This window comes from Enterococcus florum (assembly GCF_004309355.1).
In the GTDB taxonomy this organism is placed as follows: Bacteria; Bacillota; Bacilli; order Lactobacillales; family Enterococcaceae; genus Enterococcus_A; species Enterococcus_A florum.
Map to the genome: position 1 here is coordinate 96,515 of NZ_BJCC01000031.1, position 25,070 is coordinate 121,584.

Consider the following 25,070-nt stretch of genomic DNA (forward strand, 5'->3'; position numbering starts at 1 on the left):
CAATAAGATAAGGAGGAAAAGCAATGAAGCTGGCGATTATTTTAGAGACAAAGGAACATGAGAAAGCGTGGAATGCCTTTCGCTTTGGTGTGACAGCACTGAAAAGAGACCACCAGGTCAAATTCTTTTTGATGGGCGAGGCAGTGGAGGTCGAAGGGATCGTAGACGAAACCTATGATGTCCCCGATCAGATGAAAAAGTTGGAAGATGCGGGCGGAGAGCTGCTTGCCTGCGGAACCTGCTTAATATCAAGACAGCTGGACGGTCAAACGGCTTGTCCGATCTCAACCATGGTGGATTGTGTGGAAATGGTCGAGTGGGCAGATAAAGTTGTCACTTTTTAAGCTATCTAAAGCCCCTTTTTACACGAGGCAGGTGTAGGAGGGGCTTTTTGTTTGTTTCGTTTAAATATTTCATAAAAAGATGAAAAGTTACCAGATATTTTCAGAATACTATCGTCCTCTTATGCTATTCTTTTTTTGTAACTTATTTGGAAAGCGGGCCTTTTTTTGAAGAACACACAGGGACTAACCCATATAGAAGTGGCACAGCGAAAAGCAGCCGGGCTGCAAAACAACGTTGAGGAAAATACAAGTAAATCAACGAAAGCTATTTTTTACGACAATGTCGTTACCTTATTCAATTTTTTGAACCTGCTGATTGGTGTGTGCTTATTTTTAGTTGGCGCCTACAGCAATATGTTTTATCTAGTGATTATCTTGACCAATGTATGCATCGGGATCTATCAGGAGATTCATGCGCGGAATCTGGTTCAAAAGCTTTCGATCGTGAACAAAAAACAAGTCCTAGTCTTGCGCGATGGCGTGGAACAGCAGATCGATTCTAGTGAGTTGGTTGTCGATGATTTGGTGCGGGTTTTCGCAGGCGAACAAGTGGCATCGGATATGGAAGTCGTGGAAGGATTTGCAGAAGTGAATGAGGCGATGCTGACAGGCGAATCAGATCTGATTCGTAAACAAGCTGACGATGCTTTGCTCTCTGGCAGTTTTTTTGTTAGCGGTGAAGCGCTGGCGAAAGTAGTCCATGTGGGCAAAGAAAATTATGCAACGAAACTAGCCAGTGAGGCGAAAACACACAAACCATTTCATTCAGAATTGATCCGAGCTATTCGAAAGGTCTCTAAATTTACCAGCTTTGTGATTATTCCCTTTGGCATTTTGTTGTTTTTGGAAGCCTTTTTCTTTCGAGCAAGCGGGGTCAAGGAGTCGGTCGTGGTCTCTGCAGCGGCTGTTTTGGGCATGCTGCCGAAGGGCTTAGTCTTGCTGATCAGCATCGCCTTGACCACAGGGGTTACCAAACTGGCGAAAAGGCGAATTCTCGTTCAGGATATGTATGCGATCGAGACATTGGCACACGTCGATACACTTTGTCTCGATAAAACGGGGACGATCACGGAAGGAAATATGCGCGTCACTGCTCTTCATCAGGTCGGTTCCTTCGAAAAAGCAGAGTTGGAAGAACTTTTGGGTAGCTATCTTGCCAACAGCAACGACAACAATGTTACGATGCAGGCACTGCGGGAACATTTTCCAGAGTCCGACCGCTATACTAGCCGGGAAACACTGCCTTTTTCCTCAGAACGGAAATGGGGAGCGATGCATCTAGACAGTGTAGGAGCCGTGTACCTAGGGGCACCAGAAAAGCTGTTGACATCAACAAACATACCAAGTGAAGTAACAGCAGCTCAGGAAAATGGCTTACGCGTTCTGCTGTTAGCTGTTGCGCCGATCCAAAGCAATTTCGAAGAAAAACAGAAATTGGACGCCATTGCTGTAATCGAAATCGAAGACATTATTCGAGCCAACGCAGAGCAAACCTTAGCTTATTTAGCACAAGAAGGCGTTGATCTAAAAGTAATTTCCGGTGACAATCCGGTCACTGTTTCAACTATCGCCAAACGTGCGGGTCTGCCGAATTATGAACGCTATATTGATTTGACTACTTGCGAGACTGACCAGGCAGTCAGGGAAGCTGCTTTAGAATATACAGTTTTCGGGCGTGTCGCACCGCATCAGAAAAAAATGCTGGTTCAGTCGCTAAAAGCAAAAGGGCTGACGGTCGCGATGACTGGTGATGGGGTAAATGATGTATTGGCACTAAGAGAAGCGGATGTCAGTATCGCAATGGCCGATGGGGATGATGCCACCAGACAAATTTCCAATTTAGTCTTACTGGATTCCGACTTCGCCTCATTGCCAGAGGTCGTACTTGAAGGTCGTCGTGTCGTTAACAATGTCACAAAGGTGTCGGGGATTTTCTTCATTAAAACGATCTATTCCTTTTTCTTGTCCTTGATTTGTTTAGTAACAGCCACGGCTTTTCCGTTTATTCCGATTCAGATTACCTTGATCGATCTGGCGATTGAAGGCTACCCTTCCTTCTTTCTATCGTTTGAGGGCGATCAAAAACAAATTCGCGGCAAGTTTCTGCCGACTGCTTTACGAGCCGCAGCACCGAATGCTCTGTTAGTGATCTTGAATGTGGTGATGATCTCGCTGGTTTCAAAACAGACGGGCTGGACAGATCTTTCCACTCTGACATTGATGTATTATCTATTAATCGGAATCAGCTGTTTAGCGGTGATCAAAGCGTGTCTGCCTTTGAATCCTCTGCGGATCTTTCTGATCGCCTCTACGGTAGTCGGTATTTATGCGGCAGCGATGCTGTTTCATTCAATTTTAGAAATCGGCTTTTTGACGTCAGCGACTGTCCCATGGTTTTTAGTCATGATGCTCGTCAATGCTGCCGTGTACTTGCTGCTGAATAAAATAATGAGACGTACCAAAAAGAACGCTGCCTGATCAAAAAATCAGACAGCGTTCTTTTTGTATGGTGAAAGCAGCCATTAAGCCATGCTTTGTTTTTCTAGATCCCAGTAAGCCAGCATCTTAGTCATTTCTTGTGCAGCCGTCCGACGGATCTTCCGCGGGATGAACTGGTGGATTTCGTCTTCATTATAGCCGACTTGCAGTCTTAATGAATCTAAAATCAACGGTCTTCTCAGTAAGCCGGGATTCTTTTCAATTAGCGCAACTAATTCATTGAATGAAAGGTCATCAAGATCAATATCCAGTTTTTCATAGACCTTTGATCGCGTCGAAATGATTTCCTCTGTGCCGATTTCAGTTAGTGAAAGAATTTCTTTGATTTCTTCTGCTTTCAATGGCTCAGAAAAAATATTTCTTTCTTCAAAAGCCAATCCTTGATTTTCTAACCATGCTCTTGCTTTTCTGCATGAAGTACAACTTGGTGAAATATACAATTTAATCATTTCCCATCCAACTCCTCTAATAATTTGTTATTGGTTTATTTTCGACTTGAGATATCTTACACCCATAACATTACAGGCTTTTGTTCAATTTGTTAAATTTTTTAGCCTTTTTCTGAGGAAAGAAAAAATTGATTTGACAGAAATAAAGGCTTTAAATAACCCGAATAGCAGATAGGAAAATCCAGATGAAAGAGACGTAAAACAGTTTACATAGGGTTTTAAAGGGTTTTTAGTTTAGAATAATAATAACCTAATAAAAATGATATTTGCTGAAAACTCAAAAATTTCCAATTACTTGAAAAAAATGATTGATCATAAAAATCGCAAAAAAAATGGACAATAATAATAAAAATAGTTGGACGTATTATCATCTGACTATCTGAAAAAGAACGCTTAAAAGAATGAGAATCTGAAAAAAAGTCTCACAAATAAAGGATAATTATGCAATTCTAACTTATATACAATAATCGCTGTTTTTCGCGAGCTAATTCAAGAGGCATAAATAAAAACAAAAAAATGATTATTTTTGATAAATTATAAACGACTCATTTTATTCTAAAATAATTCAGTCCAAGGATATTTTTCTAAATATTATTATTGACTGAATATTTATCTAATACGCAAACAGAAAGGTGTTATTGACAACGCTTTAGTCACTGATATAATTAATTAAAATACACTTTTTTATTTGTTTGTGAAAACACAAACGTATAAAATGAGAAAAATAGCGATAAAACAGTGGTTTCATTTGATTTGATTAAGATTTGAGGAGACGGGAGAATGTGATTTTATGGGGAAAGAGTTACTGAATGTTGAAGATCTGACTGTTCGATTTCGAACATACAACGGGGAAGTAACAGCAATTGATAATTTAGCGTTGAGCCTGAATGAAAATGAAACCTTGGGAATCGTTGGCGAGAGCGGCAGTGGAAAGAGCGTGACTTCCTTAAGCATTATGGGGTTATTAGATGAAGCAACTTCCACAATTTCCGGAAAAGCGCTGTTTAAAGGCAACGACCTCTTGTCGATGCCAGAAAAGGAAAAGCAAAAATACCGCGGCAACCAACTGGCGATGATCTTTCAGGAGCCGATGACCTCTTTGAATCCGCTGCACCGATGCGGCAAACAAATTATGGAGTCCATGCTGATTCATCAAAAAATCAGCAAAGAGGATGCCAAAAAGAAGGCTATCGAGCTATTGGAGCTGGTAGGAATCCCTGCGGCAGAGCAGCGGTTTAACGAATACCCTCACCAAATGTCCGGTGGGATGCGGCAGCGGGTGATGATTGCAATGGCTCTGGCCTGTGATCCGCAGCTGTTGATCGCAGACGAACCAACGACTGCACTGGATGTAACGATCCAAGCGCAGATTTTAGAACTATTGAAGGATCTAAGAAAAAAACTGGGGATGGGCATCATCATGATCACTCATGACCTAGGTGTAGTATCTGAGGTTTGTGACCGAGTCATCGTGATGTATACCGGGAAAGTGGTGGAACAAGGAGCGATTCGTGAGATCCTTGATACACCTAAACACCCCTATACAGAGGGACTGATCGCAGCGATCCCGAAAATGCAGGAGCAAAAGGAACCATTAAATAGTATCGATGGCATCGTTCCACGACTGGATGATATGCCGAAGGGCTGCAGCTTCCACCCGAGATGCCCCTATGCGATGGACGTATGCAAGGAAAAAAGACCAGCGCTATCTGATTTAGAGAATGGACGCAAAGTTCGGTGCTTCAAATATTCAGATGCTGCGGAAGCTGAGGTGAAGGAATAAGATGGAAGATTCAATCGTCGTATTGGAACATGTCAAAAAATATTTTGATATTCGAGACAGCGATGGTAAAAAGGGAACGCTACGGGCGGTGGATGACGTTTCCTTTGCCATAAAAAAAGGCGAAACATTCGGCTTGGTCGGCGAGAGCGGGTGCGGGAAAAGCACCCTGGGGAAAACCTTGCTGAATCTCTCTCCAATCACCGATGGGACCATCCACATTGAAGGCAAAGATGTGTCGCAGTTAAAAGGAAGAAGCGAAAAGGTCCAATTCGGCTCCAAGGTCCAGCTAGTCTTTCAGGACCCATCGGCGTGTCTGAATCCCAGGAATAAGATCGGAACTATTCTGGCTGAGCCTTTCAAAATTCATTTTAAGAAGACCATGAACAAGCAGGAAATGGAACAGAAGATCGATGAGCTGCTGACGATGGTTGGTTTGGCCCCTGAATACAAGCACCGCTACCCGCATGAAATGTCTGGGGGACAAAAACAGCGGATCGGGATCGCCCGTGCCTTGGCTTTAAATCCGGATATTATTATCTGTGATGAGCCGGTCTCCGCACTGGATGTGTCGATTCAGGCGCAGGTCATCAATTTATTGGAAGAGTTGCAGGAAAAGCTGGATTTAACGTATCTTTTTATTTCCCACGATCTAGGTGTCGTTTATCATATGTGCGACCGGATCGCAGTAATGTACTTGGGAAATATCGTTGAATTGGCCGATAAAAAAGCACTTTATGAAGAGACACTTCACCCCTACACACAGGCGTTGATCTCAGCAGCACCTTCGATCGACCAAGTGAAAAAGGAACGGATTGTTTTAAAAGGGGATGTTCCTAGTCCATCAGACCCACCAAAGGGCTGCAAGTTCCATACGCGCTGCCCGTATACGATGGACATCTGTAAAAAGGAAAAACCGTTGTTGGAGGAAGTAAAAGACAATCACTATGTGGCCTGTCATTTATGTAAACAAAGGAATTAGGGAGGAAGTTGTGTATGAAAAAGAGTAAAAAGTTTGCTTTGACACTTGTCAGCTTATTAGCATTGACGTTGACAGCATGCGGCGGAGGCGGAGACACAGATGATTCTGGCGGAGGAAGCGGCGGAGGAAGTGCAAATGGCGAGAACACCTTAGTTGTGGGGATGGATTCTGACTTAAAAACGATGGACCCGGCCCGCGGTTATGAAGTGTACGGGAACATGATGTATTACGCAATGTATGACTACCTGTACAAAACCTATGAATCATCAACACCAGAGCCGTCACTAGCAGAAAGTCATGAGCTGGACGATACCCAAACAGTCCATACCTTTAAAATCAAAAAAGACGTGAAGTTTTCAAGCGGCAATCCGTTAACGTCAAAAGATGTGGCATTCAGTATCAACCGAACTAAAAATCTGAAAAGCAATACCAGCCACCACACAGAAAATGTGAAAAGTGTGGAAACACCAGACGATCATACCGTTGTGATTACGTTGAATGAACCGGATGCAGCGTTCTTGGTAAAATTGGCGAATAATGCCTTTGCCATCGTTGACTCAGAAGTGGTCAAAGAACATGGTGGAACAGACGCGGAAGATGCGTCCAGCGCGGATACCGCAGAAGAATGGTTAAACCAAAACTCTGCTGGTTCTGGAGCCTATGTGTTGAGTGAATGGAAGCAAAACGTGGAAGTCGTCTTAGAAAAGAACGAAAATTACTGGGGCGAAGTGAAAAACGACAAAGTTATCTGTAAAGAAATTCCTGATGTGAATACCCAAATCCAAAACGTGAAGCAAGGCGACATCGACATTGCTCTAGGGGTTGGGGTAGACAATGCCTCTCAATTAGAAGATCAAGACGGCGTAGACCTGAAGAGCTACACAGGAACTACTACTACCTTCTTGTTGATGAATGATGATCCAGAAATCGGCAAAGAAATGGCAGATCCTAAAGTTCAGGAAGCTGTTCGTCGGGCAATCAACTACAAAGAATTGTTGGAAATCTGCGGTGACGGCGCGGTATTGCCGTTGAATATCGTTCCTAAAGGCTTTACTGGTGCATTAGAAAAAGCCAAAGATTATCAAGATGTCGACAAAGCGAAGCAATTAATGGAAGAAGCAGGCTACAAAGACGGCTTCGATGTGAAATTTACAGTACCGAACTTTGACACTGAAGGAATGTCGTGGACGACTATGGGTCAAAAGATCAAAGATGACCTGAGCAAAATCGGCATCAACGCTAAAATCGAGACAGCGGAGATCGGTGTTGCGATCGATTCTTACCGTGAAGGCAAAGAGCAGTTCTTGTTCATGCATTGGCATCCGGATTTTCCAGACATCAACAACCAGTTAGCCTTCTTACCAGGCGAAACGGTTGGAGAACGGGCGAAATGGAGTGATCCTTCTGATGGGAAACTGGATGAGCTGAAGAAAACAGTTCAAACAGAATCAGATGAAGAAAAACGTGTTGCAGCTTCTGAAGAATTGCAAAAACTGCTTGATCAGCAAATGCCGTTTGCATTGCTGGTACAGCATCCAAAAGTGTTGGCATACCGCAGTAATTTGGATGGTGTGAACTACTATGAAGTACAAAAAATCAATTTCCAAGACATAGCGGTAAAATAATCTGGAACTAAGGAGCAATTTGCATGAGGAATATGGCAAGGTTTTTATTAAGGCGCTTCGTGTTTGTGTGCTTTTTGGTCATCGGGATCTCCTTTTTGGTCTTCATGATCTCGCACTTGGTTCCTAGTGATCCGATTGCATCGAATATGAGTACGCACGCCATGAGTGATCCTGAAGCCGTTGCTGCGTACCGAGCAAGATGGGGTCTTGATAAGCCGCTTATCCAACAATATTTTATTTATCTAGGAAATTTAGTGCGTGGAGATTTAGGGATTTCGATTCGGACAGGCAACCCAGTTTTGAGCGATCTAAAACAGTTTTTCCCGGCAACTTTGGAGCTGTCGATCATCGCGATGATCATTGCGGTGATCTTCGGGATCGCTTTTGGGATCTTGTCTGCCGTCTATCGAAACAAACCCGTGGATTATCTCGTGCGGACGATTTCCATCAGCGGGGTATCAATCCCAAACTTTTGGTTCGCCTTAGTGATGCTGTTGCTCTTTTATTCGAACTGGCATCTTTTCCCTGGCGGCGGGCGAATCAACTCGCGTATGACAGCGCCGACGGGCGGGACTGGATTGTATGTGCTGGACGGCATTTTACAGGGAGACTGGTCATTGGTGAACGATGCCCTCTCCCATTTGATCCTGCCGGCATTGGTACTAGGTTTTTTCACGATGGGATTGATCTCTCGGCAGACACGTTCGAATTTGCTGGAAGTGACTTCCTTGGATTATATCCGAACAGCGAAAGCTAAGGGCTTGTCGCAGGGACGAATCATTATGCGTCACGCATTAGGCAATGCATTGATCCCGGTGATCACCGTCATGGGCATGGGCTTTAGCAACCTGCTGGGCGGCATGGTGTTTGTTGAAAAAATCTTTTCTTGGCCGGGCATCGGACAATATGCCTATTTATCAGCTACGACATTGGACTTTCCAGCGATTTGTGGAGTTTCCTTGCTGATTGCGATGATCAATGTCTTACTGAATCTTTTGATCGATATCCTGTACGGAGTGATCGATCCGAGAGTGAGGTACAATTAATGAAACGATTCTTAAAGCAGAAAAACTTTCTATTCAAGCTTGGAATTTTTATTTGTATCGCTTGGATCTTGATCGCGCTGTTCTCGCCTTATTTTGTTTCACAGGATCCGATCGCACAGGATATGACGGCACGTTTCAAGCCGCCAAGTGCGGGGCACCTGTTGGGAACCGATGAACTGGGACGCGATGTTTTCTCTCGGGTACTGGTGGGCAGCCGTGTGTCGATCGCTGCCGGGCTGGTGACGGTCTGCATCACGATTGTCGTTGGCACGATCTACGGTGGGATTGCCGGGTATATCGGCGGCATCGTTGACGATATCATGATGCGTGTAGCTGAGCTGATCAATGCCTTTCCGCCACTAATTTTGGCGATGGTCATTGCTTCTGCTCTAGGGCCGAGTATTTTTAACTCGGTGCTCGCCATGACGATCATTTGGTGGCCGAATTACGCGCGCCTGATGCGAAGCATGGTGATCACCTTGAAGGAAAATGAATACATTGTCGCTTCACGGGTCTTGGGAGCGAGTCATTTGCGTATTTTAGTCAAAGAAATCGTTCCGAATGCTCTAGGCTCCCTGCTGGTCATGGCGACCCTTGATATCGGGAATGCGATCGTTACCTTCTCTGGGTTAAGCTTTTTAGGTCTAGGCACACAACCGCCAACGCCTGAATGGGGCTCGATGGTCTCTGATGGTGTAAACAATATGAACTACTGGTGGATGTCGACCTTCCCAGGTTTATCGATCTTCTCTATGTCGATCGGTGCGAACTTTGTCGGCGACGGTCTAAGAGATTATTTGGATCCAAAAATCAAAAACAAGTAAATCAAAAAGGCTGTGACATCACTGTCATAGCCTTTTTCCTATAAAAAAATAAAGCAAATGCGACAGCTAGTTGTCATATTCACTTTGCTAAGATGTTTACAAGGGAGAACGGACATGCAAATCGAACGTCTGGTACAAATAATTTTCTATTTGGTGGAACACAAACATACGACTGCAAAGGAGTTGGCGGCGCTTTTTAAGGTCTCAACGCGTACGATTTATCGAGATATCAACACGTTGACGATTGCCGGCATCCCAATTTTATCCACCAAAGGCAATGGTGGAGGAATTTCTTTATTGGAAGGCTACACGATGGATCGATCATTGCTGACAAAGGGGGAGCAGCAGAACATTTTTCAAGGATTGCAGATTTTGCAGGCCACTCAATATCCAAACATGGAAACGACATTGAACAAAATCGGCGCGATCTTTCGCACAGCGCTGCAGCCACAATGGCTGGAGATAGATTTTTCGTATTGGGGAAGCGACGATCGGGAAAAATTCAAGATCTCGGATGTGCAATCAGCGATTTTGAACAAACATGTGATTACTTTCGAGTATGTCAATTCTGATATGAAAAAATCGCGACGAATGGTTGAACCGATGCGATTGGTATTCAAATCCCACGCTTGGTATATTGTTGGCTATTGTCAAAGCAAGCAAGAAGTAAGAGTGTTCCGTCTTTCGCGAATCAGAGACCTGAAAATCAATTTAGAAACATTTGAGCGCGAGCTGCCAGAAGATTACTCACTAAAAACTCAAAAGCAAACCAACAACCTGGTAACCCTAAAACTGAGATTTTCCCCTGAGTCCGTGCACCGTTTATACGATGAATTCTCTGAAAGCCAGTTGAAGGCTGACGAAGATGGTTGTTACGTGGTGGAATTTCAGGCTGAGTTGAACAACTGGCTAGTAAATTATCTACTGTCCTTTGGCAGACAGGTGGAGGTACTTGCACCAGCAGCGGCTCGAACACAGATGAGGGTCCGTTCCCTAGATATTGCTGAGCTGTATCAAGACTGAACAGTTTTACAGTCAGCGGATAAAAGGAGGATAAAGACGATGGAATGGAATGAGAAAAGCACATTATTTGTCCGAACGGACTACAAGCTGGATGAACGAGAGGTCAGTGAAGAACAGGCGATGGACTCGATGAGCTACTTGCAGCAAATCGCTCAAGAGCGTGTATTGCTGGCTGGCGTTTTCGGCAACATGGAGTTAGAGGAAGTGGACGGTGCGATGATCCTTTTTGAGGCGCAGGACTTGGAGGAAGCCAAACGCATCTCAGATGAAGATCCGATTATTAAAGGCGGCTTTTACCGCTACGAACTTAAATGCTGGAACCTCATGGTTTTTCCGGCGGGTGAAAAGTAGTTTTGATATTTAATTTCAGTCAAGCCAAGGCTCTGCATGTTGCAGGGCTTTTTTTGCGGCTTGATTGGATCCAACTGTGCTCTTGAGTATCCAGCTCAATCTTAATTCCATCATAGAGTTTATAAAATAACATATTCTGTCTCGTTTGCTATGCTAAAGTTTTATTTCATCTATTTTTAAATTAAAAAGTATCAATTCAATTTAATGTGTATTTCTCTTTAAAAATTTTTTTAAATTAATCTTTTTTCTTTTTTAGACAAAAATACCTATACTTTCACCACCTGAATTTAACCTCTTATACCCTATTTTTGCTTCTTATTCCCGATATATTGTGACAAAAAAACAGAAGAAATATAATAAATTTGAAATAATTTTAAAAAAATACATATTTATATTTGTTTTTAATCAGAGGGGTCAAGATTACTAAAAATTCATTCGTTTAAAATGAATTTTTTTAGTTATATTCGATTTCAATCAATTAAAAATAAATATAACAAGGGGGAGTGCAGCAAACGTTGGAAAAGAAGTAAACAACGGTCAAAAATAAAAAAGAAAGGAGGAAATTATGGATAAGCCAAAAACAACTTGGATGGTTGTTCTTTCTATTTTACTGATTCTTGGCTCTTTTCTTCCGATTCAAACGATTGCGGAAACTCTCCGCTCACCCGAGTCCTATACATTCTCTCATATGGCCTTGTTAGATGCTGAAAACCAGAAGCTGCCGACAGAGATTTCAGGGTCGGATACGCTGAGATTGTCATTTGACCTAGCCATTGAGAAAAACACATCGGTTTCGCTTTCTTTACCAGAAAACAGTCAAACAAAGGATCAACACATTTATCAAGCTGGCGAATTGTCGATCCGAGTCGAGGATCATCAGCTTCAAATAGTCAACGACAAGGATCACGAAGTGTCGCTAGAGGATTTGCTGTTGGATTTTCAATTAGCCAAAGAAGTCCGAGCAGAAACGGCGATCTCTTTGGATTTCTTTGAAGAAGTATCGTTTCCATTAAAGATCCGTCCACCGAATCGCTCCACGACATTGAGTTCTTTAGGTGGCGTCACGCCATTCAGCGGGTTGGATAAAACAAGTACAGTCAATGACATGCTGCTGAAGGACATCTATATTATCAGAAGCGGAAATACCAAAGAATACATCGTCAAAGACGGGGTACCGCAAGTTCCGCAGCCAACGGTCAAAGTGGGCGATGGGGTGTATTTCGATTATCGCTTTACAGTTCCCTCAGAAGCGAATTTGAAGAAGGATGACTACATTATCGTAGATCTGCCAGAAGAGCATTTTAATTTCTCTACGCTGAGCAATAAGGGTCCTTTTTATGAGAGCGGCTCAAATACCAAGATCGGGGAAATCGAGCTGATCGATGTTGGCGGTGATAAGAAACTCAAAATCGTTTTCAATGAAAATGTCGAACAAAAGTGGAATGGTTTGGATGACTGCTTTTTGACTGCTTATGGGACCGCAGGCAGAGAAACCACCGATGGAGAAGTCGGGCAAAGTGAAACGGGGCGGTATCCGATCGTGATCGACCCTAAACCAGATGAAGGAAATCCTGGAAATCCGATCGGGAATTTAGAAACAATCACCAAAAATGGCGGGACCTATGCCAACAGCAACGCGGTTTATTGGACGATCAGTCTCATGATGGACAGCTACAAAAAAGCGTTGAACGGTGAGACTCCGGACTTTTACCAAAATGTCATTCTTGAAGATCAGTTTGATGAATCATTAAGCAACATCTCGGTTTCCATGTACATGAACATCTATACGGTGACAGACGATGGAAAAATGGCGAAGGATCCGATCGGACAGGTGCAATTTATCGGACCAAGTGGATCCAATACGCTAACGCCGCTGCAAACCTTGGTACAAGGAGCAGCTGAGTCCAGTGCAGACTTTGAGCAGCGAATCCGCGCCAATCTATATCCTTGTTACGGAATAACCAAAGAAAACAAGCTGATCGCAAACTTTAGAAATTTGCCAAACCTGACAGGCAGTCGAAGCGAAGGGTTGCTGCTATTTGGCAACGGGACGCTGAGTGCCAAAGAACGAATCTGGAAAGTGATCGATGATACGGTTCTTGCTGGGCGAATCACTGCTGAACGTGGTGAGAAGACCAAAGAAGCCTACGAGCGTTACTTCTCTCATGATAATGGTGGACAATACGACAATTATCCGTTCGGGTTCAATGTACGGATCAATGCTGAAACGTCCTTAGGGGAAGGCTCTGTGATTGAAAATAAAGCAGTTGTTTCCTGGGAAAACAATTCTGAAGGCAAAGAAGGTGAATCGAATAAAATCACCATCAACAACTGGGGCGGTGGAGCGACACGTGTTCCGCCAACAACCTTTCGCCTGAAGAAAATGGACAATGACACGAAGGAAATCTTGAAGAACGTTGAATTTGAATTGAAGAAAGAAACCTCTCCAGGTTCTGGAACGTACACCACAATCGCCAATGGTATCAAAAAGACCGATGGTTCAGGTGTTCTGCTCTACGAAAACTTGACGAATGGCAAATACTGCTTAATTGAAAAGAACAATCCAGATCCTAAGTACAAGGAAAAGCTGGAGATCGTTCCACCAGATGGCATAGGTGAAGAAGGCAAATACTATTTTACGATCGATCGAAGTGCCAAAGAGGGAATCGCTGTTTCGGCCTACAATTTTCTGGCTGTCGGCAAAATAAAGCTGATTAAAGAAGATGCAGAAACAGACGAGAAACTCAACGATGCAGTATTCACCTTGCGAAACAAAGACGGAACAGATGTTGTTTCTCCAAATGTTTCGCTGGAAACTGGGAAAAATTATCTTTATCAATACAACGATACGACGAAAACCTATACGATCGTTGAAGATACCCCGACTTCAGGTACAGCAGGTGAGATCACTATTGAGGACTTGCCCTTAGGCGAATACTATTTTCAAGAGGAGCGCGCACCTGATGGGTATACCTACGATGATGATGGAAAGTCCAGTGGGGCAATCCTCAGCACAGATGGACAAACCGTCAGTGTGACCAGAAAGAATCGCAAAAAGATTGGTCAATTGGACCTAATCAAAACGGGACCTGACGGCACTAAACTGGACGGAGCGGAGTTCGAGCTGTATTCAGTAAAGGGGGCCTCAAACGAAACGAAATTGGGTGGAACGTTTATCACCGGGAAAAACTATCACTACCAATACAATCGTACCGCGCAAGCATACGAGTTTATTGAATCCAACGGGATAGAAGGCGAGCTCCATATTACAGGCTTGCCTCTAGGAAAGTATTACCTCAAGGAGACCAAAGCACCAGACGGCTTTAAAATCACGGGCAATGGAAAGACTGCTGTCAAAGAAATCACAGCGGATGGAGTCACGATCACATTTGAAATGATCAACGAGTTAGCCGAAGGCGATGTCACGCTCATAAAGAAGGATGCCACGAACGATAAGAATTTGAAGGGGGCAAAATTCAAGGTAGCGACAGATGCATTAGGCACGATCTTTTTCGCTCCAGAGGAACTGGAGGTTGGAGATGGGACCAATCCGACAGGAAGCTACAAGGCAATTAAAAATGGTGCAAATTGGACATTCCAACTGGTCTCAACGGTCACGCCGATCGGAAAATTGATTATTGAAGGGCTTCCGGAAGGAGACTATTACTTTATTGAAACCAAAGCACCAGACGGCTATGTTCAGCTTTCAGCTGCTCACAAGTTTACGATCACCGCTGGGCAAACAGCAGCCGAAAATCTGGTAACGATCCAAAATCATCCCAAGGGGACCTTGCCGAAAACAGGTGGAACAGGAAAACACCTTATTCTGGGAGTGGGGACTTTGGCAACCATGCTCGTAGTTGGCTATTTTTTGAGTGAACAAGTTAGACGAAAAAGGGAAGGTGATCGAGGATGAAGATAAGACGTATGTTCTCGCTGCTGTTCCTTTTGATCCTGTGTTTTTCGATTCTGCAGCCTATGACGACATTAGGTGCTCAAAGTCATGAGTTTATCCTTCATAAGCGGTTGTTTCCTGAAGAAAATGTTCCTGATGAGATTAATCAGGCAGGAGAGCTTGGCGATCCAGCAGTGCTCCAGCATTCTTATGGTGTAAACGGCTCTGCTTTTGCAATTTTTGAGGTGAGCCAATATGCCGATCATTTAGTCCGCACGCAGCAGCTTTCTGCTGAGGAGGTCCAGGCTTACCTGCGTGATGAGGCGAAGGTGTTGAGAAATGATTTAGCCGTGTTAACTGCCGCGGATCATCCATCTTATGCAGCCCTGCAAAACACTTATCCGGGAATCAAGTGGGTGGATACGTTGGAAACGGCTACCCAATCCTTTGTGAATGAAAAGAACGATCCTGTATCAGAGCAAGGGATTCTATCCGCAAAATTACCGGTAGGAGAGAATCAGCAATATTTGTTTGTTGAGCTTAGCGGAAGCGAACAGCTGGAAATGAATCAAGACAGGCTGGCTGCATATGTTTTGATCGACAGTACCTTTGCCTCCGGCGAACAGACGCATATTTACACCAAGAATTTTGTCTATGCTCGAGAACTCTATTTTCGAAAAATGGGGAAAGAAACGGATGGAAAAACGCATCCTCTGCCAGGCGCACAATTTGTACTGTCCAGACAAATCAATGGGGAAAAGCAGTACTTGATGGAAACAACGGGCATCAGCAGTGAATGGCTTTCAGAAAAAGAGACCACGCAGCCGCTGCTTGCTGATTCACGAGTTAAAAAGATGACCTCAGATCAGGAGGGCATCGTTCGAACAACGGTTGGCCTGAAAAGCGGGAGCTATCTTTTTGAAGAAGTCGCAACTGTAGATGGATATGAGATCTCGGAGGCTGCCAAAAATATAACAGTTGTTATTCCAGAAGATCGCCAGGCGGCGATTCTAGTAAACGGCGAAGCATTGCCAGCTTTGACCAACAAAGAGCAGCTGCCTGTTGTTTACAATGAACAGGCAGTAGGGAAAAAGATTTTCCAAAAAATCGATAACGATTCTAAGAATCCTTTAGAGGGAGCGGAATTTGTGGTCTGCAACGCAGATAATCACTATCTGACCAAGCAAGGAGACTGGGTAGAGTCTGAATATGGAAATCAGCATTACGAGGAGGTTCTGGTGCTGAGATCTGATCAAAAGGGCCGCTTTGAAATCGAAGGATTGGCTTATGGCAGCTATGCGCTGTTGGAAGTAAGGGCACCTGACGGATATTTCCTGCCGAGCAACCATTTTATTGAATTTGAAGTCAATCAAGCCAGTCAACAGCTCACTGAGCCGTTGCTTATCGTGAATCAAAAAGAAGACAAGCCTGAACTCCCTTCAACTGGAGGCTCCACGGATAAGCCGGCGCAAAAGCTGACCAGCAATCGGCTGCCGCAAACAGGCGAAACGATTTCAGCACGATCGATCATTATTGGAATAATCTGTGTGCTCACAGCATTCATACTAAAAAAGAAAAGGAGTATCAAATATGAAAACTAAGAAAAGAATTTTTGGGTTGCTAGGGTTAGTGTTTTTATTAGCCAGCACATTTATTAGTCTCGGGAACAGCTTGGTGGCACATGCTGCACCGACAAATGTTGATATCAATATTTACAAAGGGGCGTATGATGAGATCCCGGCGGATCGTCAAAATACCGGGGAAAAAGATGAAGACTGGCATACAGATGCTGGCGGGCGCCCATTGAAGGATGTTGGCTTTACTGCTTACGATGCAACAGAAGTATTTTATCAATTGGCAGCAGCGAACCCAACCTGGACAGTTAATCAGTTGCGTGACAAGATCGCAGCTGATGGCGCAACAGGACTAACTGCTGTCGGTACAGAGCAAAAAACCAATGCGTCGGGTCATACCAAATTTACCTTGCCGGATAAAGTGACGGTGGGCGGTGTAGAAAAAGATGCAGTCTACCTGTTTGTGGAAACTTCTGCGCCAAGCAATATCACAACAAGAGCAGACAACATGGTCGTGATTTTCCCCGTCTATAAGATGAATGCGAATGGCACACCTACTAATGACAAATTAACCGAACTCTTTTTATATCCAAAGAACAAGCAAAGTGATGATTTTGAAGTGATCAAAGAAAAAGAAGAAAAAGATGACTTTACGGTCGGCGAGCCGATCGACTACAAAATTACCTTTGATATTCCTGTTGGTATCGATGGTTTAGCCAACAATGATCCAGCAAATCCAGTCTATCGTTATACACAATTCTGGTTGCGCGACGAATCACAGGCGAACCTGCATTATTTAGACAACCAAGGCCTGTATGTTCAAGATGATTCTACTGTTCCGCCAACATTAACACCGATCATGGATGTGGACTACTCAGTCGTGGAGGAAACCAGCGGTACACCAGAATTCGGCACGACCTATACGAACATTTTCCACGTTTTCTTCAACAACGAAGATGATATCAATAAGCAAACACCTAACGTGACTCAGCTTGCGAAATACGCTGGAAAGAAAATCGTCTTCAAATATCGCATGTATCTAGATGAAAACACCGTCCCAGATGCATGGATCGATAACCAAGCAACCTTGAAATATGAAAACAACCCAACCAACGGACTTGAAGAAAAACCTTGGACAGGGGATGACGTAATCACGTATGGCCGCCGCTTCGAAAAAGTCGACCAAGATAATGGAAATGCCTTAGAAGATGCGGAATTCATCGTTAAACGTGAAAACAATGGTGTCACTGAGTATATGATCGAAGCAGCAACTACGGCCAGTCCATCTCGCTGGTCAACAACGAAAACAGATGCCTTAGTGTTTACTTCTGATATAGACGGACTATTTACAGTTAAAGGGCTGGAAGCGACGGTTAGTCATGATGCAACAGGAACCGATTTGCCATTGACAACAGCCGTTGACGAAGATGGGGATCCGATTCTTTCTATTGGAGACCCTGCGCACCCAGCAACAGTCGGCAAACCGTTGGTTCAATACTGGTTGGAAGAAACCAAAGCACCAAGCAATGACTATGTAGATCTGGAAGCAGATATTCCATTTACGGTGGATTTCGGAACGTACACGAAAACGATCGTTGTCGGAGACGAAACAGAAGTCGAAAACAAACGCAAAGGAACCTTGCCTGGTACTGGTGGAAATGGCATTTACCTGATCATTGCAGCTGGTGTAGCAGCAATAGCGATCGTAGGAGTATACTTCTTGCGCAGCAAAGAGGCTGTCGAAGAATAGAAGCAGCTAAATAAGAAATTGGCAGGGTCGAGATAAACAAGCTTCTATCTCGACTCTTCCTGTATAGGAGGCGGGTCCGATGAAAAAATGGAAGCGAAAGCTGCTGCTCGATCTAATAATGCTGTTGATTTTGCTTTTTGGCGTTGGGGCCCTCAGCTATCCGTTCGTAGGAAATGCCTGGATGCAGTATATGGATCAACGCATCATCGAACAAGCACAGGAAAAAGCCAATCATCAGGATCGAAAAAAGATTTCTGCCTTGCAGGAAAAAATGAACCAAGAAAATAAACGACTGGCTCTTGAAGGCATGAATGCTGGAGCCGATCCCTTTTCTGATGCCGCTGAAAAAAACGGTGCAGAAAAAAGCCCAGATTACTTAGCCAAGCATACGATTGCAACGATCTCGATCCCCAAAATCAATGTCAGCCTGCCGATTTTTGATCGAACCAGCGACTATTTTCTGGAACGAGGGGCCTCGCTTCTGGAAGGAACCTCTTATCCGATTGGCGGAGAAAGTTCCCATGCAGTGATCTCGGCACATCGCGGATTGTCCAATGCTAAATTTTTTACGGATCTGCCTGAACTTAAAAAAAACGATGAATTTTACATTGAGATCGGCGGAAATACGTTTGCTTACAAGGTGATCAAACGTCGGGTGGTTGAACCTGAAGAAACGGAACAACTCAAAATCAAAAAGGGCAAGGACCTAGTCACACTGCTTACCTGTACACCCTATATGGTCAATTCCCATCGTTTGATCGTGACAGGCGAAAGGACCGCCTTCTCTGAAGACAAACGTCAGCAGCTGACTGCGCTGAAGCAAAGACAAAAACGGTTGATTTGGATCGCTGCTCTTTGCGGCGTTGGCTTGCTTTTTGGGATCGTATATGTTTTTTGGAAAAGAATAAAAAAACACATTATTTTTAATCGCTATTACCGCATTTTCATTCCTGAAATCGGAGATGGTCCTTATATTTTGTATACCAAGAAGAAAAAAGCAGTCCTGGCAGATCAAAAGAATGCTATAGAAATCCACGCAGATAAAGAAGGGAATCTGGTATACCAGCCTTTAAGAGGAGGGCGCTATTATTTGAAGAATCAGGCAGGAAAACAATATTATTTGTGGGTAAAGAAAATTTATAATGATTGTTTCTCATATAAAACAGTCAATTATTAAAATAAAAAAACATGAACCCTGTATTTTTGTGTATACTATTCTTGTAGGAGCAGGGGAGGTTTTTCTATCAAAATCAAAGTGGATATTATTGATCAAGGCGAGGAAGAACTGATCTTAAAAGTCCGGTCCTTGGATGAAGAAATGATACGTTTGATCAATTCCTTGCGGGTAAAAGATGATTCATTATGGGTGAACAAAGAGGGACAATTACATAAAGTAAATTTATGTGACGTGTATTATTTTGAAGCAGTAGAAAAAAAGGTCTTTTTGTATACCAAAGATCAAGTGTTTGAGGTCAAAGAAAAGCTGTATCAGTTAGAGGAAAAGTATCAAGGCACCCACTACATCCGCGTGTCTAAATCTGTCATTTTGAACATCGAAAAAATCGAGCTGATCACCCCTACCTTTAATGGCCGATTAATTGTAAAATTGAAAAATAGCGAAAAGATATCGATTTCTCGCAACTATGTACGCAATTTGAAGATTCAGTTAGGGGTGGATGATTAATGATGAGATATGTGACGATTGTACGTGAACTGCTTGTTATCTTTTCTTTTGTTTTCACCTGGAGCGTCCTTGCTGCTTTGGTAACAGGCGCGCACCTGACGAATGAGACTGTCTTTTCTATACTGATCTTTACCTTGGTTTCGGTGAGCGGTTGTCTGCTTTTTTACTTAGATCGATTGGTGGACTTTCTGGGCCCGATGGTTGTTCAGCTGGTTTACATCGCTTATCTGTGTGTATGTTTTCTAGTCTGCAACTACCTATTTTCCTGGAATACACCTCTGCTGGTGATGGGGATCCTGTTGGGTTTCATCCTGCTGGGCTACCTGATCGGCAAATGGATCCTATTTAGCATCAGTGTACAAATGACAAATAAAATGAATGAACAGCTGAAGAAAAAATTTCAATCAAGATCAGACAAAGAGTAACAATCAAAACACCAAAAAAGAAGGTGAAGAAATGGTATCTGTATTGCTGTTGACGAAAAATATTTTGGTTGAACAAAAGCTGCAAGCCAGACTCCAAAAACTGAATTACGAAGTTTTCTGTTCTTCAGGCGTTTTTGAGCTGTTGAACAGGGGAGCTGAAGCGCTGCAAATACCAAGCTACTTTCAATATATCATTCTTAGTGAAACGATTTCTGAGCGAGAGTTGACCGCCGTTTTGCCGACGCTGCAACAAGATACGTCGGTGATTCTAAGAAAGGTCGAAAAACTTCCAATCGCCGAAGAGCAAAAGAAAGAAGGTGTCTCACAAGGGATTCACGACTGGATCAGTGATGAGCAGACTACAGAAGAAGTGCGAGAAAAACTCTTTCAACTGACGAAGCATTTAAAGCTGAAGAGTCCTTCTGTTTCTTGGACAAGTGGAAAATATGTGATGGAAAAGAAACGGTTGCTGGGGGCCCTCTCCTTGTCAAAACTTGAGCGGAGAACGCTGGACAAGCTTTACGATGCTCGAGGAGAAATCACCTCCAGAGAAGAGTTGTGCAACTATCTTTGGAACGAAGCGACGACGAAATCGCATTTGGTTCAATTATCGATGGTCATGAAAAGAATTCGCGAAGCCTTCAAAAAGGATGGGCTGGCAGAAGAAGCGATCCAAACCTCATGGGGCGAAGGGTATACGTTAACAGATGCGGTATATCGAAATTATGCCTATGAAAATAGAAAGGTAGAGCAGCTGACGATCTAAAAAACGATCTGCGGAACAAGACCGCAGATCGTTTTTTCGTGGTTAAGATGTTTTCTTTTTGTTCAAGAAAAGAGCTGAGAAGAGCAGCAGGCAAAGACTGCCCACGACCGCTAAAGCAGAAGAGGACTGCTCGTTTGTTTGCGGCAGGCTCGTTTGGGTCGTCGGAAGCGCTGCGGTGTTGATGATGTTTACTTCCTCTTTTTTAACAGGAGCAGCTAAATTCACTACCTTGCTTTCCTGTTTTGGCTGCGGCACTTCGATCGGTTCCGCGATTACTTCATTTGGCTGCGGCTCTTCGATTGGTTCCTCCGGATCAATGGACGGCGGTGTCTCTTCAATCACTACGGGAGCCTGGTACGTATAGTTAAAAACAGCACCTGTTTCATAATCTTGATTGTAACGAATATCAAAGTTTGAAATATTTTTATAGGTATAGGTCAGCCAATTTTCAATATCTCTATCTGTAGAATGGCGACCGCTAATATCGCCAATTTTGATATACCCTGCATAGGTCTTGTAGTAAAGGATGTTTCCTTCTGCTACAAAAAAGTTCTGCACGTTATTGTTGTCAAAAACATCAATGCTTTGTTTCAAATCAATATCCGTAAAATTGAAGAATCCCGAAACAGTCGCTGCATTGCCTGTCAAGTTATCTAGAAAGGAATAACCTAACTGCACATCCTTGATTCCAGACATCGTGATACCGTTGCTTTTATGGATAGAAAGGGATTGACCATAAAGACTTCCACTTGAAAAAGGAGTCCAATTTTTAACTGTAATTTTCATGTCAATGACTTTCCCTTTGTATGAACCGACATTTTTAAAGGTCACTGTGATTTCATTTGGATTCGCAGTACGCAAGTCAAATTTGAAGGCTCTTGAATCCTCGGTAAATGTAGCGGATCCAGCATTTACTACAAAATCATCATCATCCAAATCATCAAATTTTGGCATGAAATTATAGTCAGAGGAAATGGTCGCATCCTCATCGGTGATTGCTTTGTCGTGATCAGCAATCTTTCCGTCATGGTCATCTGTCAGGGTGGTTGGTGCAGGTGCGGCTAAGGGTGCGGCAACCGTCATTTGGTTCTCTGTGTCAGTCAGTGCCTGCTCGCTTTGTACGGTTTCTTCCTCAGGAACCTGCGCTTCGACAACTGTTGGTTCTGCAGTTTCTGGTGCTGAGTCTGCAAAAGGTACACTCTCATTCTCGACTGCAGAAGGGACATTCTCACTCTCGGCTACAGAAACTTGGGTGTTGTCAGAACTTTCAACAAATTCTGTAGTAACTACGGGCGCTGGAGTTTCCAGCGCTTCATCCGCAAAGGCAGACAAGGGAGAAAGAGACAGCCCCAACAATGCTGCCGAAAACAAATAAACACTTTTCTTAAACATTCAAAAACCTCCATTTTTTATAAAATTTTCTATTTTATTGTATCATAAAATAATTGTTATGTGGAGATTTATATAGAATGATGAGATTTTTAAACAGATGGAAATTATGTATACAAACCTTTATTTTGGAGTGTTTTATAGGAAGTGAAAATCAAAATTAAGGAGAATTAAACATAATTTTAAATGATTTAAAAATAACGAATATTTGATGTGGGAAAGGCAGTGGAATAAATGATACATTTGATATGCTTCCAAAGCGAAACCTATTTTTCGTTCTGACAAAAAAACTGGAAAGCGGTCAGCTTTCCAGCATTTCTTCGTCTTGTTTCAGTCTAAAGTCTTCGTAAATGGCTTGAATCTGGGTTCGTTTCTTGATATCCAATTTGATAAAAATATTGTGGACATGGGTTTTGACCGTACCGACAGACAAGAAAAGCTCATCAGCGATTTCTTGGTTGGGTTTGTGCTCCAATAATAATTGAAATATTTCCATTTCCCGCTGAGTAAACTGATGTACCTGACAAAATTGCAGGAAATAAAGCTCTCGATTTTCCTCCTCTGTTTGCAAGAGCTGTTCTTCACGGACAGCATGATCGCGTAAAAAGTAATAGATCACCATCAAACTGACTAAAATGGAAAAAATATCTTCACAAATGTTTCGATTGTAGATTTTGATAGTCAAGGAGGTGTACTGGTCAATATTGAAAATCACGAAGGTATCCTCTAAGATGATCGCGATACTAAAGATAAGTGCAATAATGGATGCCCATTTTAAATATTTGCGGGTTGTCTCTGATATTTTAGTGTTTTTACGAAATTGACGCCAGGCGTAACAGCCAAGATAAAATAAAAAGAGTTGATTCGGCAGATAATACAGCCAAACCTTGAATGCTGAATTCGGCAGGAGCGGCGTTGACAGCATCCAAACCGCCAGCAAAATGAGCATGCCTGTTTGGAAGGGCCGAATCTTGTCCTTGGACAACGCTACGACGATCCACAAGGAACAAAAGGCATTGACAATGAAGATGATGGTCTTCACTGCGGGAACACTCATGAAGGCTTGGTTGTAATTACTAGCGAAGCTGTTGAAAAATTCAGTCATGTAAATAATGACATTGTCTAAAATGAAAAAGGCCAAATAGAAAGTTATCGCTAGGAAAATTTTTCGTTTTTCCTTCGCGTAATAGGTTAGGGCGATAGACATGGTGATCGTGTATAAAACGATCAAAAGGATATTATAGATGAAAATAGCCACCATATAGGTAACCCCTTTCAGGTGTTTTATTTTTATTTGTGAAATAAACCTTTTAATAAAACCTATTATACCATTAAAAGCTAATGAAACGCTTAAACTTTTAGCTAAACCTTTCTAAACTTGCATAAAATCAAGGGTTTAGATGGCCAAATAAATCTTATGAAATCAAGGGTTTATCCATTGTAAGCGTTTACTACTATAAGATTATCGTAAACCCTTACATTTTTTTGCTATGGTGTGAATGCAAAAGCAAATAAGAAAATTTATTAGGAGGAATCAACATGGCAAAACGCGATTTTATTACTACGGAAAATTATACGAAGGAGGAAATTTTATACATCGTTGATTTATCATTAAAAATTAAAAAAGCAATTAAAAATGGATTTTATCCACCTCTATTGAAAGACAAAACCTTGGGAATGATCTTCCAACAATCTTCTACTAGAACACGCGTATCCTTTGAAACAGCGATGACTCAATTAGGCGGACATGCTCAATATCTGGCACCAGGACAAATTCAGTTGGGCGGACACGAAACAATTGAAGACACAAGTCGAGTATTGTCTCGCTTAGTAGATATCTTGATGGCACGGGTAGAACGTCATCATAGTGTAAACGATTTAGCTACCCACGCAACGATTCCAGTAATTAACGGAATGTCTGACTACAACCACCCAACGCAAGAAGTTGGCGATTTGACGACAATGGTCGAACATTTACCAGAAGGTAAGAAATTAGAAGACTGCAAAGTAGCCTTCATCGGTGATGCAACCCAAGTATGTTTCTCATTAGGATTAGTAACAACTAAGATCGGTATGGACTTCGTACAATTCGGCCCAGAAGGCTTCCAGTTAAACGATGACCACAAAGCAAAATTAGAAGCCAACTGCAAAGTGTCAGGCGGAACTTATACCGTAACGGATGATATTGAAGCAATCGTTGGTGCTGATTTCGTTTACACAGATGTATGGTATGGCTTATATGAAGCAGAATTATCAGAAGAAGAACGAATGAATGTCTTCTATCCTAAATACCAAGTAAATGAAGAGTTAATGAACAAAGCCGGCAAGAACGCGAAATTCATGCACTGTCTGCCAGCTACTCGCGGTGAAGAAGTAACCGATGAAGTCATGGACGGACCAAACTCCATCTGTTTCGATGAAGCTGAAAACCGGTTGACTTCGATTCGTGGACTATTGGTTTACTTAATGAACGATTACGCAGAAAAGAATCCAATTGATGAAGCTGTCACAGCCGAAGCAAAAGCAGACCTAGAAGTTTTCTTAAAAAAACCACTGTAAAAACAGCGTAGGAATGGAAATAACTCTGCTTTTCGCTAAGGACTTATTTCCATCAGATGGTTGAGGCTGAGGCCTCAACCATTCCTTCCATAATAGAGAGGAAGA

Annotated in this window: 20 protein-coding genes; 17 read left to right on the forward strand and 3 right to left on the reverse strand. The window is 42.8% G+C overall.

The features are described from left to right. Nucleotides 1-23: 23 nt before the first annotated feature. Together NRIC_RS16100 and NRIC_RS16105 are read left to right on the forward strand one after the other, a co-directional pair. A complete protein-coding gene (locus NRIC_RS16100; protein WP_146623734.1) occupies nucleotides 24-344 on the forward strand; it encodes a DsrE/DsrF/TusD sulfur relay family protein in 321 nt (106 codons plus the stop codon). A 165-nt stretch (nucleotides 345-509) separates the two neighbouring features. Then, complete coding sequence (locus NRIC_RS16105; RefSeq protein ID WP_146623735.1) at nucleotides 510-2,822, forward strand: cation-translocating P-type ATPase; 2,313 nt, start codon at nucleotides 510-512, stop codon at nucleotides 2,820-2,822. Between the two features lie 44 nt (nucleotides 2,823-2,866). Here NRIC_RS16105 and spx read toward each other — a convergent pair whose 3' ends face one another. After that, nucleotides 2,867-3,292, reverse strand: coding sequence for a transcriptional regulator Spx (spx, locus tag NRIC_RS16110; RefSeq protein WP_146623736.1), 426 nt, complete (start codon nucleotides 3,290-3,292; stop codon nucleotides 2,867-2,869). A gap of 790 nt (nucleotides 3,293-4,082) precedes the next feature. Between spx and NRIC_RS16115 the strand changes: the two genes are divergently transcribed. The 14 genes from NRIC_RS16115 to NRIC_RS16180 all read left to right on the forward strand — a co-directional run bounded on the left by NRIC_RS16115 (nucleotide 4,083) and on the right by NRIC_RS16180 (nucleotide 21,017). Beyond that, on the forward strand, nucleotides 4,083-5,075 hold the full coding sequence (locus NRIC_RS16115) for an ABC transporter ATP-binding protein (protein WP_146623737.1): 993 nt from the start codon (nucleotides 4,083-4,085) through the stop codon (nucleotides 5,073-5,075). A gap of 1 nt (nucleotide 5,076) precedes the next feature. Continuing rightward, nucleotides 5,077-6,054, forward strand: a complete 978-nt coding sequence (locus NRIC_RS16120) for an ABC transporter ATP-binding protein (RefSeq protein WP_146623738.1) — start codon at nucleotides 5,077-5,079, stop codon at nucleotides 6,052-6,054. Between the two features lie 14 nt (nucleotides 6,055-6,068). After that, entirely contained in the window at nucleotides 6,069-7,679 is a 1,611-nt protein-coding gene (locus tag NRIC_RS16125; protein ID WP_146623739.1) for an ABC transporter substrate-binding protein, read from the forward strand. Between the two features lie 23 nt (nucleotides 7,680-7,702). Then, nucleotides 7,703-8,725, forward strand: coding sequence for an ABC transporter permease (locus NRIC_RS16130; RefSeq protein WP_146623740.1), 1,023 nt, complete (start codon nucleotides 7,703-7,705; stop codon nucleotides 8,723-8,725). Further along, nucleotides 8,725-9,549 (forward strand): ABC transporter permease, encoded by an 825-nt coding sequence (locus tag NRIC_RS16135; RefSeq protein WP_146623741.1) that lies wholly within the window; start codon nucleotides 8,725-8,727, stop codon nucleotides 9,547-9,549. The genes NRIC_RS16130 and NRIC_RS16135 overlap by 1 nt, the downstream gene beginning before the upstream one ends. A 114-nt stretch (nucleotides 9,550-9,663) precedes the next feature. Continuing rightward, complete coding sequence (locus NRIC_RS16140; protein ID WP_146623742.1) at nucleotides 9,664-10,572, forward strand: helix-turn-helix transcriptional regulator; 909 nt, start codon at nucleotides 9,664-9,666, stop codon at nucleotides 10,570-10,572. Nucleotides 10,573-10,611: 39 nt separating this feature from the next. Further along, nucleotides 10,612-10,923 (forward strand): YciI family protein, encoded by a 312-nt coding sequence (locus tag NRIC_RS16145; protein ID WP_146623743.1) that lies wholly within the window; start codon nucleotides 10,612-10,614, stop codon nucleotides 10,921-10,923. Nucleotides 10,924-11,488: 565 nt separating this feature from the next. Beyond that, entirely contained in the window at nucleotides 11,489-14,839 is a 3,351-nt protein-coding gene (locus NRIC_RS16150; protein ID WP_146623744.1) for a SpaA isopeptide-forming pilin-related protein, read from the forward strand. After that, nucleotides 14,836-16,419, forward strand: coding sequence for a SpaA isopeptide-forming pilin-related protein (locus tag NRIC_RS16155; protein WP_146623745.1), 1,584 nt, complete (start codon nucleotides 14,836-14,838; stop codon nucleotides 16,417-16,419). The genes NRIC_RS16150 and NRIC_RS16155 overlap by 4 nt, the downstream gene beginning before the upstream one ends. Beyond that, a complete protein-coding gene (locus NRIC_RS16160) occupies nucleotides 16,409-18,142 on the forward strand; it encodes a SpaH/EbpB family LPXTG-anchored major pilin (protein ID WP_146623746.1) in 1,734 nt (577 codons plus the stop codon). The genes NRIC_RS16155 and NRIC_RS16160 overlap by 11 nt, the downstream gene beginning before the upstream one ends. Nucleotides 18,143-18,221: 79 nt before the next feature. Continuing rightward, nucleotides 18,222-19,319, forward strand: coding sequence for a class C sortase (locus NRIC_RS16165; RefSeq protein ID WP_146623747.1), 1,098 nt, complete (start codon nucleotides 18,222-18,224; stop codon nucleotides 19,317-19,319). A 141-nt stretch (nucleotides 19,320-19,460) separates the two neighbouring features. Continuing rightward, nucleotides 19,461-19,826 carry a LytTR family DNA-binding domain-containing protein gene (locus tag NRIC_RS16170; RefSeq protein ID WP_227873832.1) on the forward strand — a complete coding sequence of 122 codons (366 nt, stop codon included), beginning with the start codon at nucleotides 19,461-19,463 and terminating at the stop codon, nucleotides 19,824-19,826. Continuing rightward, complete coding sequence (locus NRIC_RS16175) at nucleotides 19,826-20,251, forward strand: hypothetical protein (protein WP_227873833.1); 426 nt, start codon at nucleotides 19,826-19,828, stop codon at nucleotides 20,249-20,251. Before NRIC_RS16170 ends, NRIC_RS16175 begins: the two co-directional genes overlap by 1 nt. Before the next feature lie 31 nt (nucleotides 20,252-20,282). Continuing rightward, nucleotides 20,283-21,017, forward strand: coding sequence for a helix-turn-helix domain-containing protein (locus NRIC_RS16180; RefSeq protein ID WP_146623749.1), 735 nt, complete (start codon nucleotides 20,283-20,285; stop codon nucleotides 21,015-21,017). Between the two features lie 42 nt (nucleotides 21,018-21,059). On the opposite strand, the gene NRIC_RS16185 is transcribed toward NRIC_RS16180, so the two are convergent. Beyond that, entirely contained in the window at nucleotides 21,060-22,409 is a 1,350-nt protein-coding gene (locus tag NRIC_RS16185) for an LPXTG cell wall anchor domain-containing protein (RefSeq protein WP_146623750.1), read from the reverse strand. A 298-nt stretch (nucleotides 22,410-22,707) separates the two neighbouring features. Beyond that, complete coding sequence (locus tag NRIC_RS16190; protein ID WP_146623751.1) at nucleotides 22,708-23,667, reverse strand: response regulator transcription factor; 960 nt, start codon at nucleotides 23,665-23,667, stop codon at nucleotides 22,708-22,710. Between the two features lie 278 nt (nucleotides 23,668-23,945). Here NRIC_RS16190 and ptcA point away from each other — a divergent pair, with 278 nt between their 5' ends. Then, nucleotides 23,946-24,965 (forward strand): putrescine carbamoyltransferase, encoded by a 1,020-nt coding sequence (gene ptcA / locus NRIC_RS16195; RefSeq protein WP_146623752.1) that lies wholly within the window; start codon nucleotides 23,946-23,948, stop codon nucleotides 24,963-24,965. The last annotated feature ends 105 nt before the right edge of the window (nucleotides 24,966-25,070 follow it).